Origin of the sequence: Thioclava sp. NG1, assembly GCF_003122275.1 — a bacterium.
Lineage (GTDB): Bacteria > Pseudomonadota > Alphaproteobacteria > Rhodobacterales > Rhodobacteraceae > Thioclava > Thioclava nitratireducens.
Map to the genome: position 1 here is coordinate 1 of NZ_QFBB01000012.1, position 17,923 is coordinate 17,923.

Annotated in this window: 12 protein-coding genes; 11 read left to right on the plus strand and 1 reads right to left on the minus strand. The window is 63.1% G+C overall.

The annotated features are described in order from the left end of the window. The first annotated feature begins 235 nt into the window (after positions 1 to 235). Entirely contained in the window at positions 236 to 1,396 is a 1,161-nt protein-coding gene (locus tag DEM26_RS17820; RefSeq protein ID WP_109172989.1) for an RsmB/NOP family class I SAM-dependent RNA methyltransferase, read from the plus strand. Between the two features lie 152 nt (positions 1,397 to 1,548). Continuing rightward, on the plus strand, positions 1,549 to 3,930 hold the full coding sequence (locus tag DEM26_RS17825; RefSeq protein ID WP_109172990.1) for an ATP-binding protein: 2,382 nt from the start codon (positions 1,549 to 1,551) through the stop codon (positions 3,928 to 3,930). Here the strand turns inward: DEM26_RS17825 and DEM26_RS17830 are convergent. Next, entirely contained in the window at positions 3,922 to 4,524 is a 603-nt protein-coding gene (locus tag DEM26_RS17830) for a hypothetical protein (RefSeq protein ID WP_088718658.1), read from the minus strand. The two genes, DEM26_RS17825 and DEM26_RS17830, sit on opposite strands and share 9 nt — an antisense overlap. A gap of 216 nt (positions 4,525 to 4,740) precedes the next feature. Here DEM26_RS17830 and recA point away from each other — a divergent pair, with 216 nt between their 5' ends. The 9 genes from recA (at position 4,741) to DEM26_RS17875 (ending at position 17,875) form a co-directional block, all read left to right on the plus strand. Continuing rightward, positions 4,741 to 5,808, plus strand: coding sequence for a recombinase RecA (gene recA / locus DEM26_RS17835; protein WP_075776496.1), 1,068 nt, complete (start codon positions 4,741 to 4,743; stop codon positions 5,806 to 5,808). Between the two features lie 124 nt (positions 5,809 to 5,932). Further along, positions 5,933 to 8,587 carry an alanine--tRNA ligase gene (gene alaS, locus DEM26_RS17840; RefSeq protein ID WP_088734502.1) on the plus strand — a complete coding sequence of 885 codons (2,655 nt, stop codon included), beginning with the start codon at positions 5,933 to 5,935 and terminating at the stop codon, positions 8,585 to 8,587. Beyond that, entirely contained in the window at positions 8,587 to 8,892 is a 306-nt protein-coding gene (locus DEM26_RS17845) for a DUF1330 domain-containing protein (protein ID WP_075776494.1), read from the plus strand. Before alaS ends, DEM26_RS17845 begins: the two co-directional genes overlap by 1 nt. 256 nt (positions 8,893 to 9,148) lie before the next feature. After that, a complete protein-coding gene (cysS, locus tag DEM26_RS17850) occupies positions 9,149 to 10,582 on the plus strand; it encodes a cysteine--tRNA ligase (protein WP_109172991.1) in 1,434 nt (477 codons plus the stop codon). 130 nt (positions 10,583 to 10,712) lie between these two features. Further along, complete coding sequence (gene cimA / locus DEM26_RS17855; protein WP_109172992.1) at positions 10,713 to 12,335, plus strand: citramalate synthase; 1,623 nt, start codon at positions 10,713 to 10,715, stop codon at positions 12,333 to 12,335. Further along, positions 12,332 to 13,096 (plus strand): squalene/phytoene synthase family protein, encoded by a 765-nt coding sequence (locus DEM26_RS17860; protein WP_088722741.1) that lies wholly within the window; start codon positions 12,332 to 12,334, stop codon positions 13,094 to 13,096. Before cimA ends, DEM26_RS17860 begins: the two co-directional genes overlap by 4 nt. 125 nt (positions 13,097 to 13,221) lie before the next feature. Continuing rightward, positions 13,222 to 16,272, plus strand: a complete 3,051-nt coding sequence (locus DEM26_RS17865; protein ID WP_158275156.1) for a methyl-accepting chemotaxis protein — start codon at positions 13,222 to 13,224, stop codon at positions 16,270 to 16,272. Beyond that, positions 16,269 to 17,357, plus strand: coding sequence for a protein-glutamate methylesterase/protein-glutamine glutaminase (locus DEM26_RS17870; protein ID WP_233243188.1), 1,089 nt, complete (start codon positions 16,269 to 16,271; stop codon positions 17,355 to 17,357). The genes DEM26_RS17865 and DEM26_RS17870 overlap by 4 nt, the downstream gene beginning before the upstream one ends. Further along, positions 17,354 to 17,875 carry a chemotaxis protein CheD gene (locus tag DEM26_RS17875; RefSeq protein WP_109172994.1) on the plus strand — a complete coding sequence of 174 codons (522 nt, stop codon included), beginning with the start codon at positions 17,354 to 17,356 and terminating at the stop codon, positions 17,873 to 17,875. Before DEM26_RS17870 ends, DEM26_RS17875 begins: the two co-directional genes overlap by 4 nt. Positions 17,876 to 17,923 lie beyond the last annotated feature (48 nt).

Genomic DNA, 17,923 nt, shown 5'->3' on the forward strand with positions numbered 1-17,923 from the left:
TTCAAGGAGGGATACCCCGTGGATGAAAACGTCCTTTTACATGTTCCTTAGGGAGAAAAAGGGAGTTGTCGCGGCGTAAATGTGGCAAAAAGTGGGTTACGATCAATAAATTAAGGTTTAACAGCAAGATTCTACGAGCGTGTGACCCGGGAGCGGTCTTTGTCGCGTGGCATTGCGCCGCCCAGCCGGCGCGCCTAGAACCGGGCCAGATCACAGCCCGCCTCGGAGCCCGCCCATGACGCCAGCCGCGCGCTATGCCGCCGCCATCGATATTCTCGACCGCATCCAGTCGGGCGAGGTGGCCGAGCGCGCGCTGACCAACTGGGCGCGCAGTCACCGTTTCGCGGGTTCAAAGGATCGCGCGGCGATCCGCGATCACGTCTTCGACGTGCTGCGCTGCAAGGCAAGCGCAGCGCTTGGCGGAGGCGGGGCCGGGGGACGCGCGCTCGTCGCCGGGTTGCTGCGCCTGCAAGGCGTCGATCCCGCGACGATCTTCACCGGGGAGGGCTTTGCGCCTGACCCCTTGTCCGAAGCCGAGCGCGCCGCGCTGACCCATGCCTTGCCCGACGATATTGCCCAGCTGGACTGGCCCGATTGGCTGCGTGATCAGCTCGCTTCCGATCTTGGTGCGGATTTTGACGCCATCTCCGAGGCGATGCGCGCCCGCGCACCGGTTTTCCTCCGCGTCAATCTTGCCAAGACGGACCGCGACCGTGCGATCGCGGCGCTCGCGAAGGACGGGATCGAAGCCACGCCGCACCCGCTGGCCGCGACCGCGCTGGAACTCGGCGCGGGGGCGCGGCGCATTCAGCAGGCAGCGGCTTACAAGGACGGTCTGGTGGAGTTGCAGGACGCGGCCTCGCAAGCGGCGATCGCGTCGGTGCCGCTCGGGCCCGGGGAGCGTGTGCTCGATTATTGCGCGGGCGGTGGCGGCAAGTCGCTGGCGCTGGCGGCAGCCTGTCCGGAGGCGCTGATCGCAGCGCATGACATCGATGCGGGCCGAATGCGCGATTTGCCCGCGCGCGCGAAACGGGCCGGGGCGAAGGTGTCCCTGCGCGCGCCGGGGGATCCGGGGACGGGCTACGATCTGGTTCTGGTCGACGCGCCATGCTCGGGCTCGGGAACGTGGCGACGCACGCCGGATGCGAAATGGCGTCTGAGCGCCGCGCGGCTGTCGGAACTGGTCGCCTTGCAGAGCGAAATCCTCGACGCCGCGCGCGGCTTTGTCGCCCCCGGCGGCCGCCTCGTCTACATGACCTGCTCGCTGCTTACGGTCGAGAATGGCGCGCAAATCGCCAATTTCGCCATGCGCCACGGCTGCGAGGTGCTGTCGCAGCGCCAGATCACGCCGCTCTCGGGTGGCGACGGGTTTTTCGTGGCCCATCTCCAGCTTTGAGTTTCCCGAACTGGCGCTCGCCTTCTCACGGTCGCGTGATTGACTCGCGCGTTCGCTGAAAGTCTAGTCTCGTTAATTGGGTTTTAAGTTTTTTGCCGCGCTATGGGACCGAGACGTCAGGCAGGGAGGAGAGTGTGGGGCGGAACGAATTGATGCTGCAGCCACTCTCGAAGACGATGGCCGCGCTGGCGCCAGGTGCGGTTTATCTGCTGCTTGCTGCAGGGATCGCGGCTGCGGTTGCCTTCGTGATGCCCGACGAGGTTGTGACCTGGGCCATGTTTTCCGTCGCCGGCACGCTCGTGATCACGGCGGGCTGGTTGCGGCTCGCCTTGGCGCAGGAGCGAAGGCGACGGGCGCGGCAGCAGGAAACGATCGCGAATTTCGTCGCCCATGACGCCGCGCCCAGCTTCACCACGGACCCGGAGGGCGAGATCGGCTATCAAAACCGCGCCGCGCTGGACCGGTTCGGCTCTCGCGGCGGGCAGGGGCTGGCCCGAACCCTTGCGGAACTTTTCGCCGATCCGGGCGCGGTGCTGCGTCGATTGCAGAGCAAGGCGGAGGCGAAGGGGGCCGCGCGTGAGGATCTGGTGACCCGGCGCGGCCATCTGCGACTCTCGGTGCACCGCATCGGCTCTGGCGATTTTCTGTGGCGTCTCGAAGACATGGCCGAGAGGGCGATTGGCGGGCGCGGTGCGGAAACGATCAGCCTGCCGATGCTCACCGTCTCCAAGGGCGGCACGATTCTGTTCATGAACGAAGCGCTGAGGCGGCTCGTCGGAGAGCGGGTGCGGTCTCTCGACCGCATCTTCACCGATCTTCCGCTGCGCTCGGGCGAGGAGCATGAGATCAAGGGGCAGGATGGCCCGGTCACGGCAGTCGTGGCGCAGCTTCAAGGCGCAGGAGGACGATCCGAGGTCTATCTGCTCCCGATCCCCGGACCGCGCTCGGCAGAGGAGGGCGCGAATTTCGAGGCGCTGCCCGTCGCGATGCTGCGTCTTTCCGCACATGGCCGGGTGCGCGCGGCCAATCGCGCGGCGCGCGGCCTGTTGGGCCGGATCGAGCCGCAGTCCCGTCTGTCGGACTTGCTCGAAGGGCTCGGCCGTCCGGTCTCGGATTGGGTGAACGATGCCCTCGCCGGTCGTGCCGATGGCCGTCCCGAAGTGCTGCGCGCCCGACGCGGCGACAAGGAGGTCTTCCTGCAGGTCACCCTGTCGCGGATCGTGGAAAACGGACGCGCGGGGCTGCTGGCGGTGCTGTCCGACGCGACGCAGCTCAAGACGCTCGAGGCGCAATTCGTGCAAAGCCAGAAGATGCAGGCGATCGGCCAGCTCGCGGGCGGGGTGGCGCATGATTTCAACAACCTGCTCACGGCGATCTCGGGGCATTGCGACTTGCTGATGCTGCGCCATGACAAGGGAGATGGCGATTACGCCGATCTTGACCAGATCAGTCAGAACGCCAATCGCGCCGCGGCGCTCGTCGGCCAGCTACTCGCCTTCTCCCGAAAGCAGACGCTGAAACCCGAAACCCTCGATCTGCGCGACACGCTGTCAGACCTGACCCATCTGCTCAACCGGTTGGTCGGCGAGAAGGTCGCGCTGAGCGTCAGGCACGAATGTGATGCCGGACGGGTGCGTGCGGATAAGCGGCAGCTCGAACAGGTCATCATGAATCTCGTGGTGAATGCGCGCGACGCGATGCCCGGCGGCGGCGAAATCCGGATCGAGACCGAAGCGTTCCACCTGGCCGAGAACCGCCCGCGGGACCGCGTCACGGTGCCCAAGGGCGATTATGTTGCGATCAAGGTCACCGATACCGGCTCCGGGATCCCCGCCGACAAGCTAGGCAAGATTTTCGAACCTTTCTTCACCACGAAACGCACGGGCGAGGGGACCGGGCTCGGCCTCTCCACCGCCTATGGCATCGTGAAGCAGACCGGGGGCTACATTTTCTGCGATTCCGTCATTGGCACGGGGACGAGCTTCACGATCCTGCTGCCCGCCTATGACTTGGCGGAGGAGGCCGAGGTGTCGCAATCGGCCGAACCCGCGCCCGAGCTCGAGCCTGCGACAAAGGCGCCGGTGCCGCCACGCGCCGCAGCATCGACCATCGCGCCCAAGGTGGAGATCGCACAAACCTCCGTCCCTGACAGCCACGTCATCGCCGGTGACGCGACCGTACTTCTCGTCGAGGATGAACCGCCGGTTCGCGCCTTCGCCTCGCGCGCGCTCCAGCTGCGCGGCTACACCGTGCTCGAGGCTGAGAGCGCCGAAGAGGCGTTGGAATTGCTGGAAGACTCGGAGCTGAAGGTGGATATCTTCGTCACCGATGTGATCATGCCCGGTCTCGACGGGCCAAGCTGGGTGAGGCAGGCGCTCGAGGCGCGGCCGGGCACGCGCACGGTCTTCATGTCGGGCTATGCCGAGGAGGTGTTCCAGAACGGCAGCTCGCCGGTGCCCGACTCGGTCTTCCTGCCGAAACCTTTCTCGCTTGGCGAATTGACCGCGACTGTGCAGGAGCTCCTCTCACGCTAAGGCGCGGGTGACCCGATCGTAGAGCGCGAGATCTTCCTGCATCGCGGTCCGCAGCGCCTCCTCGGTCTCGGGGGCGAGCCCGGTCTCGACTGCTGGCGGCACGTTCACCCGCGGCAGGGTTATCGCGAAACCGAGCCGATCTTCGAGGAAATGGACGAAATCCTCGATCCGCTCATAGGGAAAAATCCGGTCGACCAGCGTGTTGCCATCGTCGTCGCACAGGAAAGCGGACTGACTGGGCACGTCGCTGAACCCGGCGCGCGGATCGTCGATATAATCGCGCGCGAACTGGTCGAAGGAATAGCCGGCGGAGATGTCGCTCTCCTCGATCAAGTCGCGCAGCCGAAAGCGATAGAGCGAACGCAGCCAGTCGAGCGGCTCGCGCATCAGCGCGACCGTGGTAAAGCTCGCATCGGTTTTCGCGGCAAGAAGCGGCTCGAGATGGTCCCGGAAATTGCGGGCGGAGGCGTGTTTGAGAACCGCCGGACGTGTCAGCGCGACATCGGCGAGGGACTCCAGAGCGGTTTCGACCGCCGAGGAGCCCGCTTTCGGCGTGGCCAGAAAGACGAGTTTTTGTGTCCAGAAAATCAGCATCTTGGCGGGTCTAGCTCCTAACTCCGCCGGTGATAATCATTCGGTTCGCGTCGGTAAACCGTTTCTTAAGGGTAAATGCGGTTCAGTAGGGCTATCAGAATTTTATTGTAATGTTCATGTTTCGTGCGCATAGTGCAAACAGAACATGAGGTGAACATCCGCGCGAGGGCGTCGCATTGCCGACCGGCCGTCGCTGTGAAATAAGGAAGCGGACAAATGGCAGTAGCGAAGCTTTTCGACATGGATAAATCTCCCAAGGCAGACAAGCAGAAGGCGCTCGACTCGGCGCTGGCGCAGATCGAGCGGCAGTTCGGCAAAGGCTCGATCATGAAGCTCGGCGGCGAGACGCCCGCTCGGGAAATCGAAGCGACGTCGACCGGCTCGCTCGGTCTGGATATCGCGCTCGGGATCGGCGGTCTTCCGAAAGGCCGGATCGTCGAAATTTATGGGCCTGAAAGCTCGGGCAAGACGACGCTGACGCTCCACGCGATCGCGGAAGAGCAGAAGAAGGGCGGCGTCTGCGCTTTCGTCGACGCCGAACACGCGCTCGACCCGCATTATGCACGCAAGCTCGGAGTCGATCTCGACGAGCTGCTGATCTCGCAGCCCGACACGGGCGAACAGGCGCTGGAAATCGTCGATACGCTGGTACGCTCCGGCGCGGTCAGCCTCGTGGTGGTCGACTCGGTCGCGGCGCTCACGCCGAAGGCCGAGATCGAAGGCGATATGGGCGACCACACCGTGGGCGCGCAGGCCCGCCTGATGAGCCAGGCGATGCGTAAGCTGACCGCGTCGATCGGGCGCTCGAATTGCATGGTGATCTTCATCAACCAGATCCGGATGAAGATCGGCGTGATGTTCGGCTCGCCGGAAACGACCTCGGGCGGCAACGCGCTGAAATTCTACGCCTCCGTGCGCCTCGACATCCGCCGCATCGGCTCGATCAAGGATCGCGACGAGGTGGTGGGCAACCAGACCCGCGTGAAAGTGGTCAAGAACAAGGTCGCCCCGCCGTTCAAGCAGGTCGAGTTCGACATCATGTATGGCGAGGGTATCTCGAAGATGGGCGAACTGGTCGATCTGGGCGTCAAGGCGGGGGTCGTCGACAAGGCCGGCGCCTGGTATTCCTACGGGGACGAGCGGATCGGGCAGGGCCGTGAAAACGCGAAAACCTTCCTGCGCGAACATCCCGATGTCGCCTACGAGATCGAGGATAAAATCCGCGCCAGCCACGGGCTCGAATTCGACAATCTGTCCGAAGACGACGCGCTGACCGAAGACTGATCTTCACCGCGAATTCTTGCAAAGGCCGGGAGCGCAAACTCCCGGCCTTTTCCGATTGCTGGACAGGGGGAAGGGCGGGCGTTAAACGGGAGCGAACAAGCCCGATCAGGCGAGACAGGACACTATGCCCAGCCTTAACGAAATCCGCTCCACTTTCCTCAATTACTTCGAGCGCAACGGCCACCGGGTCGTTGACAGCTCGCCCCTCGTTCCGCGCAACGACCCGACGCTGATGTTCACCAATTCCGGCATGGTGCAGTTCAAGAACTGCTTCACCGGGGTGGAGAAGCGTGACTACAACCGGGCGACGACTGCGCAGAAATGTGTGCGCGCCGGGGGCAAGCATAACGACCTCGACAATGTCGGCTACACTGCGCGCCACCATACCTTCTTCGAAATGCTGGGGAATTTTTCCTTCGGCGACTATTTCAAGGAAGGCGCGATCCCCTTCGCCTGGGAGCTGCTGACCAAGGATTTCGATATTCCGAAAGAAAAGCTGCTGGTCACGGTTTACCATACCGATGACGAGGCGGCGGAGATGTGGAAGAAAGTCGCGGGTCTGCCGGACGAGCGGATCATCCGCATTCCGACCTCGGACAATTTCTGGCAGATGGGCCCGACCGGACCGTGCGGTCCCTGCACCGAGATTTTCTTCGATCACGGCGATCACATCTGGGGCGGCCCGCCCGGCTCGCCCGAGGAAGATGGCGACCGCTTCATCGAGATCTGGAACCTCGTTTTCATGCAGAACGAGCAGTTCGAGGACGGCTCGATGCGCGCGCTCGACATGCAGTCGATCGACACCGGCATGGGGCTCGAGCGGATCGGCGCGCTGCTGCAGGGCAAACACGACAATTACGACACTGACTTGATGCGCCACCTGATCGAGGCCTCGGCCAACGCGACGGATGGCGCGCCGGACGGGCCGGGCAACGTGCATCACCGCGTGATCGCGGATCACCTGCGTTCGACCTCGTTCCTGATCGCGGATGGCGTGATGCCCTCGGCGGACGGGCGTGGTTACGTCCTGCGCCGGATCATGCGCCGCGCGATGCGTCACGCGCACCTGCTGGGCGCGAAGGATCCGGTGATGCACCGTCTTGTCCCCTCGCTGATCCGGGAGATGGGCGCGGCTTACCCCGAGCTTGGCCGGGCGCAGGCACTGATCGAAGAGACCCTTCTGGGCGAGGAAACCCGCTTCAAGACCACGCTCGATCGCGGGCTCAAGCTGCTCGACGAGGCGCTTCTGGACCTCCCCGAGGGGCAGAAACTGCCGGGCGAGACCGCGTTCAAACTCTATGACACGTTCGGCTTCCCGCTCGATCTGACGCAGGACGCTCTGCGCGAGCGGGATCGCGAGGTCGACACCGAAGGGTTCGACTCCGCGATGGAAGAGCAGAAGGCGAAGGCGCGCGCCAGCTGGTCCGGCACGGGTGAAGCCACCAATGCCGCGATCTGGTTCGATTTGTCCGAGAAACTCGGCGCGACCGAATTCCTCGGCTATGACACCGAGACTGCCGAGGGGCAGATCACCGCGTTGGTAACCGACGGTGCCGAGATCGACACAGCGACCGGCGAGGTTCAGGTCGTGGTCAACCAGACCCCGTTCTACGCTGAAAGCGGCGGCCAGATCGGCGATCGTGGCTGGATCGTGACCGACACAGGTAAAGCCGAGGTTACCGACACCAAGAAAGTCGCAGGCGTCTTCATCCATTTCGCGCGTGTGACCGAAGGCGAGATTGCCAAGGGGCAGGGCGCGAAGCTGGAAGTCGACCACGCCCGCCGCAGCGCGATCCGGGCGAACCACTCGGCCACGCACCTGCTGCACGAGGCGCTGCGCCGCACGCTGGGCGATCACGTGGCCCAACGCGGCTCGCTCAATGCCGAGGATCGTCTGCGCTTCGACTTCTCGCACAACAAGGCGCTCAGCCCGGAGGAAATCGCGAAGATCGAGCGCGAAGTGAATGAATTCATTCGCCAAAATACGCCGGTCGACACCCGGATCATGACGCCGGATGATGCTCGCGACCTGGGCGCGCAGGCGCTGTTTGGCGAGAAATACGGCGACGAGGTGCGCGTCGTCTCGATGGGCGAACTGGCCAATTCCGGCAAAGGTACGACCGGCAATATCTATTCGCTCGAGCTGTGCGGCGGCACCCATGTGAAGCGCACCGGGGATATCGGTACTTTCGTGCTGACGAGCGAAGGCGCGTCGTCGTCTGGCGTGCGCCGGATCGAGGCGCTGACCGGCGATATCGCGATGGCCGAACTGCGCCGCCGCGACAAGCTGCTCACCGAGATCGAAGGGCTGATCAAGACCTCCGAGCAGGATGTGCTCGGGCGTCTGCAGGCGATCCTCGACGAGCGCAAGGCGCAGGCCAACGAGATCGCGCAGCTGCGTCGCGAACTTGCGATGGGCGGTGGTGCTTCCGGCGGCCCGGACGTAAGTGAAATCAATGGCTTGAAGTTCGTGCCTCAAGTGGTGTCCGGCGTGACCGGCAAGGACCTTCCCGGCATCGTGGACGAGTTGAAGGACAAGGTCGGTTCCGGCGTGATCCTCGTCGTCGCGGATGCGGGCGGCAAGGCGGCCGTGGCGGCTGGCGTGACGAAGGACCTGACCGAGCGTGTGAGCGCGGTCGATCTGGTGAAGGCCGCGGCGCAGGCTCTTGGTGGGAAAGGCGGCGGTGGCCGTCCCGATATGGCGCAAGCCGGCGGGGCCGATCCATCGAAAGCCGAGGAGGCCGTTGCGGCCGTGAAAACTTTGTTGGAGGAACTTTGATGGCAGGCGCATTCTGGATCGCCCATGTAACCGTGAAAGACGCCGAGGCGTATGGCAAATATGCCGAAGGCGCGGGGCCCGCGATCGCGAAGCATGGCGGGCGCTTCCTCGCTCGCGGTGCGCGCTACGTGCAGCTCGAAGGCAATGACCGGGCGCGCAACGTGGTTGCCTGGTTCCCCTCGCTGGAGGCGGCCGAAACCTGCTACCGCTCCGACGACTATCAGGCGGCGCTGGCCCATGCCGAAGGCGCAGCCGAACGCGATCTGGTGATCGTCGAGGCGATGGACGACGTCGAGTTCAAGTGAAGATCGTCGCGTAAATCGCTGATCGGAAGTCCGAAAAGGAGCGGCTGCGGCTGCCCCTTTTCGCTTTTTGGGCGCGCCCAATTTTGCTCTGGACCTTTGGGCGGGCGACGGCTTATCTTCTCGCCATGATCACGAAGACCATCATCATCTGCTGCATTATCCGCTGACATCGTCACGCGGGCCGGTCTTCTCTTTCCAAAAACGACATGACCTTGTAAGCCCGCCGGCAGGTGCCGCCGACCCTTTGCGAGGACTTATGACCCAGATCCGTTTGCGCAATTCCCTGACCCGGAAGGTCGAGGATTTCCATCCCATCGATGCGAAGAACGTGCGGATGTATCTCTGCGGGCCGACCGTTTACGACCGCGCCCATCTCGGCAATGCGCGGCCCGTCGTGGTGTTCGACGTGCTCTACCGACTGCTGCGCCACGTCTACGGGCCGGAGCACGTCACCTATGTGCGCAATTTCACGGATGTGGATGACAAGATCAACGCGACGGCGCTGGCGCGCAAGGAGGCCGGGGCCGAAGGGTCGCTGGAAGAACTGATCCGCGCGCGGACCGAGGAGACCATCGGCTGGTATCATGCCGACATGGATGCGCTCGGCGCGTTGCGTCCGGATCGGGAGCCGCGCGCGACCGACTACATTGGCGCGATGATCGCGATGATCGAGACGCTGATCGAAGACGGTCACGCCTATGCCGCCGAGGGCCATGTGCTGTTCCGGGTGCGCAGCTACAAGGACTATGGCGCGCTGTCGGGTCGGACTGTCGATGACATGATGGCGGGGGCTCGGGTCGAGGTTGCGCCGTTCAAGGAAGACCCGATGGATTTCGTGCTCTGGAAGCCCTCCGACGAGGGGCTGCCGGGCTGGGATAGCCCGTGGGGCCGAGGCCGTCCGGGCTGGCATATCGAATGCTCGGCCATGTCTTACGAGCTGCTGGGTGCGTCGTTCGACATCCATGGCGGCGGCATCGACCTGCAATTCCCGCACCATGAGAACGAGATCGCGCAAAGCTGCTGCGCGCATCCCGAGGGCTCTTTCGCGAATTACTGGCTGCATAACGAGATGCTACAGGTCGAGGGCAAGAAGATGTCCAAGAGCTTGGGCAATTTCTTCACCGTGCGGGATCTGCTCGACGGCCATGACGGCGAGAAGGGCATTCCCGGCGAGGTGATCCGGTTTGTGTTCCTGCAGACGCATTATACGAAGCCGATGGACTGGACGGCGGAGAAGGCGCGGGCGGCGGCTGCGACCCTGCGCAAGTGGCGGACAGCTGTTGATGGGGTCACACCTTCACCCGAGGCGGCGCCGGAGGTGATCGCTGCGCTCGCCGACGATCTTAACACGGCGGGTGCCATCGCGGCGCTGCATCAAATCGATGATCCAGCAGTTCTGAAGGCTTCCGCTGCGATGCTCGGCCTGCTTGACGATGGGATGGGCGATTGGGCAAAGCCTCGCTACGTGAAGTCTGATGAATTGTATGTCGGAACGAACGAGATGTCGGCACGTCGAATTGACGAACTCGTTCTGCTTCGAACTCAAGCAAAAGCTGATCGTGATTTTAAGCGAGCGGATGAAATCCGAGATGGCCTCTCAAGGGCAGGGATTATTTTGAAAGATTCGAAAGACAAAACGGAGTGGGAATTCGGCCTGGAGGTTGATTTGTCCAAGTTGGAAGGCCTGTGATGGCGCGCGGCTACAGTGACAAGGGGCGCGCCGGACCCGAAGGAGGGCGCAGTCGCGCCCGCCCTGGGGGGCGGGTCGGGCGCGGCCCGGCGTGCCGTCGGGCGAACCTCGGCTCCAACGGAGACAACCAATGACCAAATCCCGCCTCTATCTCTACGACACCACGCTCCGCGATGGGCAGCAATCGGCGGGCGTCCAGTTCTCGGTGCCTGAGAAGATCGAGATCGCCAAGGCGCTCGACGCAATCGGCATCGATTATATCGAAGGCGGCTGGCCCGGGGCGAACCCGACCGACAGCGATTTCTTCGAAGCGCGGCCCGAGACGCGGGCGACCTTCACGGCTTTCGGGATGACCAAGCGGGCAGGGCGCTCGGCCGCGAATGACGACGTGCTGGCGGGCGTGATGAACGCGAATACGCCCGCCGTCTGCCTCGTCGGCAAGACGCATGACTACCACGTCACCACCGCGCTAGGGATCACGCTGGAGGAGAACCTAGAGAATATCCGCGCCTCGGTCGCGCATATGGTGGCGCAAGGCCGCGAGGCGCTGTTCGATGCGGAGCATTTCTTCGACGGCTACAAGGCGAACCCGGACTATGCGCTGGAGTGCTGCCGCGCGGCCCATGAGGCGGGCGCGCGCTGGATCGTGCTTTGCGACACCAATGGCGGCACGCTGCCGGGCGAGATCGGCAAGATCGTCGAGGCGGTGATCGCGGCGGGCATTCCCGGCGACCGTCTCGGCATCCATTGCCATGACGATACCGGCAACGCCGTGGCGGGTAGCCTCGCCGCGGTCGAGGCCGGTGCGCGCCAGATCCAAGGCACGCTCAACGGTCTGGGCGAGCGCTGCGGCAACGCGAACCTGATCACGCTGATCCCGACGCTGCTCTTGAAAGAGCCTTACGCGTCGACGCTCGACACTGGCATCAGCCATGAGAGCCTGCGAGGGATCACCAAGCTCTCGCGCAAGCTCGACGATATCCTGAACCGGGTGCCGCTGCGCTCGGCGCCCTATGTCGGCGCCTCGGCCTTTACTCACAAGGCTGGTCTGCACGCTTCGGCAATCCTCAAGAATCCAGACACTTACGAGCATATCGATCCGGCTGTGGTGGGGAATACACGGCTGATCCCGATGTCCAACCAGGCGGGCCAATCGAACCTGCGCGCGCGGCTCAAGGGGATGGGGATCGAGGTCGAAAAGGACGATCCGCGCCTCGCGCGTATCCTCGATCTGATCAAGGAGCGCGAGGATCAGGGCTATGCCTATGACGGCGCGCAGGCGAGTTTCGAGCTGCTCGCGCGTGCCGAACTGGGGCAGCTGCCGAATTTCTTCGAGGTGAAGCGCTACAAGGTCACGGTGGAGCGTCGGAAGAACCGCTACGACAAGATGGTTTCGATTTCGGAAGCCGTCGTGGTGGTCAAGGTCGGCGGCAAGAAGATGCTCTCGGTCTCGGAAAGTATGGACGAGCAGGGCCATGACCGCGGCCCGGTGAACGCACTCTCGAAAGCTCTGTCGAAGGATCTGGGCCCCTATCAGAACCTCATCGACGACATGAAACTGGTCGATTTCCGGGTCCGTATCACCCAAGGCGGCACCGAGGCCGTGACCCGCGTCATCATCGACAGCGAAGACGGCGCAGGCCAGCGCTGGTCCACCGTGGGCGTGTCGCCGAACATAGTCGACGCGAGTTTCGAGGCGCTCCTCGACGCGATGATCTGGAAACTGCTGCGCGACGGGGCGCATCCGGCATGAGCGATCTGGCCGCCTCCCTGCAAGCGTCAGCCGAGGCCGTGCGCCAGGGCGATCCCGATCGCTTCGCCGCGACGATGGCCGCGCCCGCCGAACTGCGCGACCGCCTCTGGCCGCTTTACGCCGCCAATCTCGAGATCGCGCGCGCGCCCTGGGCTTCGTCAGAGCCGATGGTCGCCGAGATGCGACTGCAATGGTGGGTCGATGCCCTCGAGGCGCTGTCCGAAGAGCGGGAGCCCCCGCACGAGATCGGCCCCGCGCTGGTGTCGGTCGCAGCGCCCGCCCGCCATCTGATTGCTGCCGCCGAGGCTCGACGCGCCGACTGTTGGCCCGAACCTTTCGGCGATGTTTCAAGCCTTTGGGCCTATCTCGACCAGACCGCCGGAGCGCTGTACTGGGCCGCTGCCGAGGCGCTCGGCGCGCCGAATGAGGCCGAGATCGCGGTGCGCAGTTTCGGCGCGGGCGCCGGGCTGGCGGCGCTTCTGCAGGCTTGGCCCGACCTAGCTGCGCGCGGTCGTCCGCCACTTGCTGCGCCCGACGCTGCGACCTTGCGCCAGCTCGCGGCCGAGGGGCAGGCGCGCCTCGAGCCCGCGCGCAAGCTCCGGCTCGGCGCCGCCAAGGCCGCGCTTCTACCGGGATGGCAGGCGAGAGCCGTCCTCGCGCGCGCGCACGGCTCAGATGACCCGCTCGCGCCGGGCGCATTGGTGCTGTCGGAATTCCGGCGTCGCTCGGGCCTTCTGCGCGCCGCCTTGCTTGGTGTCTGAGCGCGTCTGCATCGTAGAGCGCAGGAAATTTTCCGAAGTTAGAGGAATCTTCAACTCTTCGCCGGATGGTGACCGCGATTGCCCCGATCTGTCGGGTCGCTGCCGCAGTTCGCCGGAGGACGTTGATGCGCTTTTTCGACAATCTCAAACTCGGATTGAAGTTACCGCTGATGCTGGTGGCGATCGCAATGGTCGCACTGACGATCATGGGAATTTCTGCCTATCGCACCGCGCACGGGTTGCTGGAAAGCGAGGGGAGGCAGCGTCTCGGGCGGACGCTCGAGGCGCGCGCGGCGCTGGTGGAAGACTGGGCGCAGCGGCTTGCTTCCAACACGCGCACGATCTCGGCCAATCCCGACACGGCCCGGGCGCTTTACGAGTTCACAAGAAGCGTTGACAACCTCGACTCCGCGGCGATCGATAGTTTGAGAAACGGGACGGCCGAGGCCGGCGCGTCCGCGGGCGAAATGAGCGGCCCTCTGCGGGACTACCGCCTGCTGCAGGACCGCTATGGCCCTGTGATCGAACAGATTTTTGCTGAGCATGGATTGGACGATCTTTATCTGGTCGATCGCGACGGTCGCATCGTCTTCGCGGTTCGTGATCACGCCGCGATCGGCCACCCCCTCAGGGACGAGCCCGCCGGCCTGAAGGAGGCCGCGACAAAGGCTTTGGACTGGTTGAACGCGCCGCGGCGCATGGTGTCGGCAAGCACCGTCGCCGTGCCTCCGCCGCATTTCAACGCCGGCGAGGGGCGGTTTTTCGCAGCGCGCCCCGTGCGCAGCGGCACCGGCCTCAACCTCGGAGCGGTGGTCTTGCAAAAGCCCATGACACAGCTTGGGCAGATCATGGCCAACCCGCGCGGCATGGGCGAGACCGGTGAGGGGTTCCTGATCGATGCGGAAGGTCGGCTGATGAGCGACCTTCGCTTTCCTGACGCCGCACCGAAGCCGGGGGAGGCTTTGCCCGAGCCGACCCTGAATGCCGTGAAACAGGGGCAGGATGAAGTGACTTCGCTTTCGGGGCACCCGGCAATCGAACGAACATTGGCGCTCACCCTGTTCGATGAACCCTATTGGGCGGTCGTGGAACAGGACAGGGCAGAGCTTTTCGCGCCAGCTACGTCGCTCGCCCGCTCGATGCTTTTCAATGCGTCCTGGCTCATCCTTCTGCTTGCGGCGCTGTCGACCTCGATGGCGCGATCTGTCTCCAATCCCCTTAAAGGACTCGCGAAGTCCATTCGCAAGATTAGCGAAGGGGATTACACCGGTGAGATCGTGCAGACCCGTCGCGGCGACGAGGTCGGCGCGATCGCCTCGGCGCTGAGCAACCTGCGCGATGAGCTCGATCGTGCCGAAGCCATCCAGCGCGAGGCGACCCGACAAGGCGCAGCCTTTGCGAATGCCTCCGCCGCGCTGATGATCGTCGATCAGGATTTCCGCATCACGCATGTCAACCGTGCGCTGGTAGAACTGGTCGCATCCCGGATCAAGGAGTTTCGCGTCGTCAGTCCCGACCTTGATCCCGACGGTCTCGTCGGCCGGTCGATGGACGACTTCCATGCGGAGCGGCATCACGCGCGTGCGCTGCTCGATGATCCCGGCAAATTGCCGCTTCATGTCGATATCAAGGTCGGTGATGGCCGTTTCGGAGTCGACGTCACCAATTTTGTCGATGCCGACGGCAATCAGGCCGGTTTTGTCGTCGAATGGCAAGATGTCACCGAGCGTCGCATGAAGGATGCGCTCGTTTCGGCCATCGAGCGTGGCCAACTCGTTTGCGAAACGGATCCTGCGGGCTTGGTGACGCGAATGAACGCAAATATGCAGACGCTCCTTGGAGCGCAGGCGCAAAACCTGACAGGGCAGCCGCTGAAGGAATGGCTGAGCCCTATCGATGGCAGCGATCCTTGGCCCACGGTCGCTGCCGGGCAGTCCGTGATCGCCCGCTTCACGATGCGCGCCCCGGAGGGAGATGCCTACCTGCTCGACGGCACGCTGAATGGGATCTCGGACAAAGCCGGTCGCTTGATGAAGATTTTTCTCATGGCGAATGACGTGACTGCGGCAGAGACCGCTCTCACCGCCGCGCAGAACCGCAACCTTGCAATGCTGGAGGCGCAGAAATCGGTGGTCGAGTCCTTGCAGGTCGGCCTTGCCGCCCTCTCGCGCGGCGACCTGAGCCTGACTCTCGACATGGAGTTCACCGAGGAATACGAGGCGCTGCGCAATGACTTCAATGCTGCAGCGCGAAATCTCGCTGCAGCAATCGAAACCGTGATAGACAACGCGGCGGCGATCGATACCGAGGCCCGTGAGATCGCGTCGGCTTCTGACGATCTCAGTCGCAGAACCGAACAACAGGCCGCCACGCTCGAAGAAACGGCTGCCGCGCTCGATGAATTGTCATCGTCTGTCACAACCTCGGCGCAAGGGGTGGCCGAAACGGATCGCGTGGTCTCCGAGGCCCGTAATAGCGCCGAGACATCGGGCGAAGTGGTGAAACAGGCAATTCAAGCTATGGGCGAGATCGAAACCAGCTCGCTTCAGATTTCCAAAATCATCGGCGTGATCGACGAAATCGCGTTCCAGACCAACCTTCTCGCACTTAATGCCGGCGTCGAAGCTGCGCGCGCGGGTGAAGCGGGGCGCGGCTTCGCCGTCGTCGCCTCAGAGGTGCGTGCCCTCGCGCAGCGCTCTTCGGAGGCCGCTCGCGAGATCGATGCCCTGATCACCGCGTCGAGCGAACAGGTTACGCGCGGCGTCGGCCTCGTCCATGAAACCGGTCGCGCCCTCGAGGGTATTCTCGGCGCGGTGATGGACATTTCAACGCGCGTTTCAGAAATAGCGGGCGGCGCGCGTGAACAGGCGGAAGGACTCAAGGAGATCAATACCGCGGTCAATCAGCTCGACCAGGTGACCCAACAAAACGCTGCAATGTTCGAAGAAACCACAGCGGCGAGCCACGCCTTGACCACAAACGCGACTTCACTGCGCGACATCACAGCGCAATTTACAGTCAATACGCAGTCACTCTCGCCGCCTGCGCGCGAGCGCTCCGAGTTGTCGCAAGTAACATCGAACGAAAAAGACGGGAACGTCGAGCTTTCGCGCGCGGTCGGCGACACGACGCCGCGCGCCGCCAGCTTTGCAGCCGAAGACTGGGAAGAATTTTGAGTACGCTCGAGGGAAAACTGATGCCGGATGATTTTGCTTCCGCCAAACGGGTTCTCATCGTCGATGACTCCGCTACGATGCGTAAGCTTATTCGGGCGCGCCTCGCGACGGACCGGCGGCTTGTCGTGGTCGGCGAGGCGGCAGACGCGTTCGAGGCGCGCGAAAAAATAAAAATGCTTTTGCCCGATGTGATCACACTCGATGTCGAGATGCCGCGAATGAGCGGTCTCGTTTTCCTCGAACGCCTCATGCGTTTACGGCCGATCCCCGTGGTCATGGTGTCGACAGAAACACATAAAGGATCGCGTGCGGCAATCGAAGCGCTCGCCCTCGGAGCGATTGACTGCGTTGGAAAGCCTCGGTTCGGTAATCTCGAAAGAAGTTTCGAAGTGCTTCCGGAAATTCTTCTCGCAAGTGCGAACGCGCGACTACCTCAAAGAGCGCGTGATCGCGCCGCGATTACACCCGCGCGAAACTTTCGGTGGGACGGTCAAATCGTGCTTATCGGTTCCTCGACCGGTGGTGTCGACGCGCTTGAGACGATACTGAAAGGGTTTCCCGGGAATTGCCCTCCCACCCTCATCGCGCAACATATGCCGGAAAGCTTCCTAGCGAGCTTCGCCGAACGACTCGATCGCATGATAGCGCCAAACGTTCGCCTCGGCATGACGGGGACGTCTCTTGAGCAAGGTCATGTTTATCTCGCGCCTGGTGGCGCAACGCATCTCACGGTTCGAAACGCGAAAGCTCCTGAACTCGCATTGATCGAGAGCGAGAAGCGAAACGGGCATCGCCCGTCAGTGGATGTGCTATTCGAATCTGCGGTCGAGATAGCGGCGAAGGCGGTCGCTGTTTTGCTCACCGGTATGGGAAGGGACGGGGCGGAGGGAATGTTGCAACTTCGCAGAGCTGGAGCACATTGTTTCGCCCAAGATGAAGCGACATCGATCGTTTTTGGAATGCCGCGTGCTGCTCTTGAACTTGGAGCCGCGTCCTATTCGGTTCCGCTGGAAGAGATTTCGCAAGAAATTCTGACTAGATCTGCTCAGATTTCCGCGCCGGAAGGCAAGGTGGGTGGTACATGAGCGCCGTTGCTTCAGGTCGGCCAATCCACATTTCGCAAGGTGAGTTTCTTGTCGCAGGAGCGGGAGCGCAATCTATCACGACCATCCTTGGTTCCTGTGTGGCCTGCTGTCTTTACGATGGGAAAGCGCGTGTTGGCGGAATGAATCACTTTCTCTTGCCAGATACCACCGGCTCAACTTTTCAAGCGGCGAGCTTTGGTGTGAACGCAATGGAACTGCTGATAAATGAACTTATCAAGCAGGGTGCGCAACGTGGTGACCTTTGCGCGAAGCTCTTCGGTGGCGCGCGCATGGTCAATGGACTATCGGATATCGGATTGAAGAACAGCAAGTTTTCAATCGAGTTCCTCGCCAAGGAGGGTATCCCCTGTGTCAGCCAAAGCCTAGGGGGCTCGCAAGCGCGTCGGATAGTGTTTTGGCCTGACACCGGGCGAGCGCGCCAGAAGCTGCTCGGGGATGCAGAGGTTCTTGAACGCGAGATTGCACCAGCGCCGTCTCTCGACATCGAGTTGTTCTAGTACGTCGGATGAAAAACACGTTGCCTTCCTTCGTAGTTCGGGCATGGC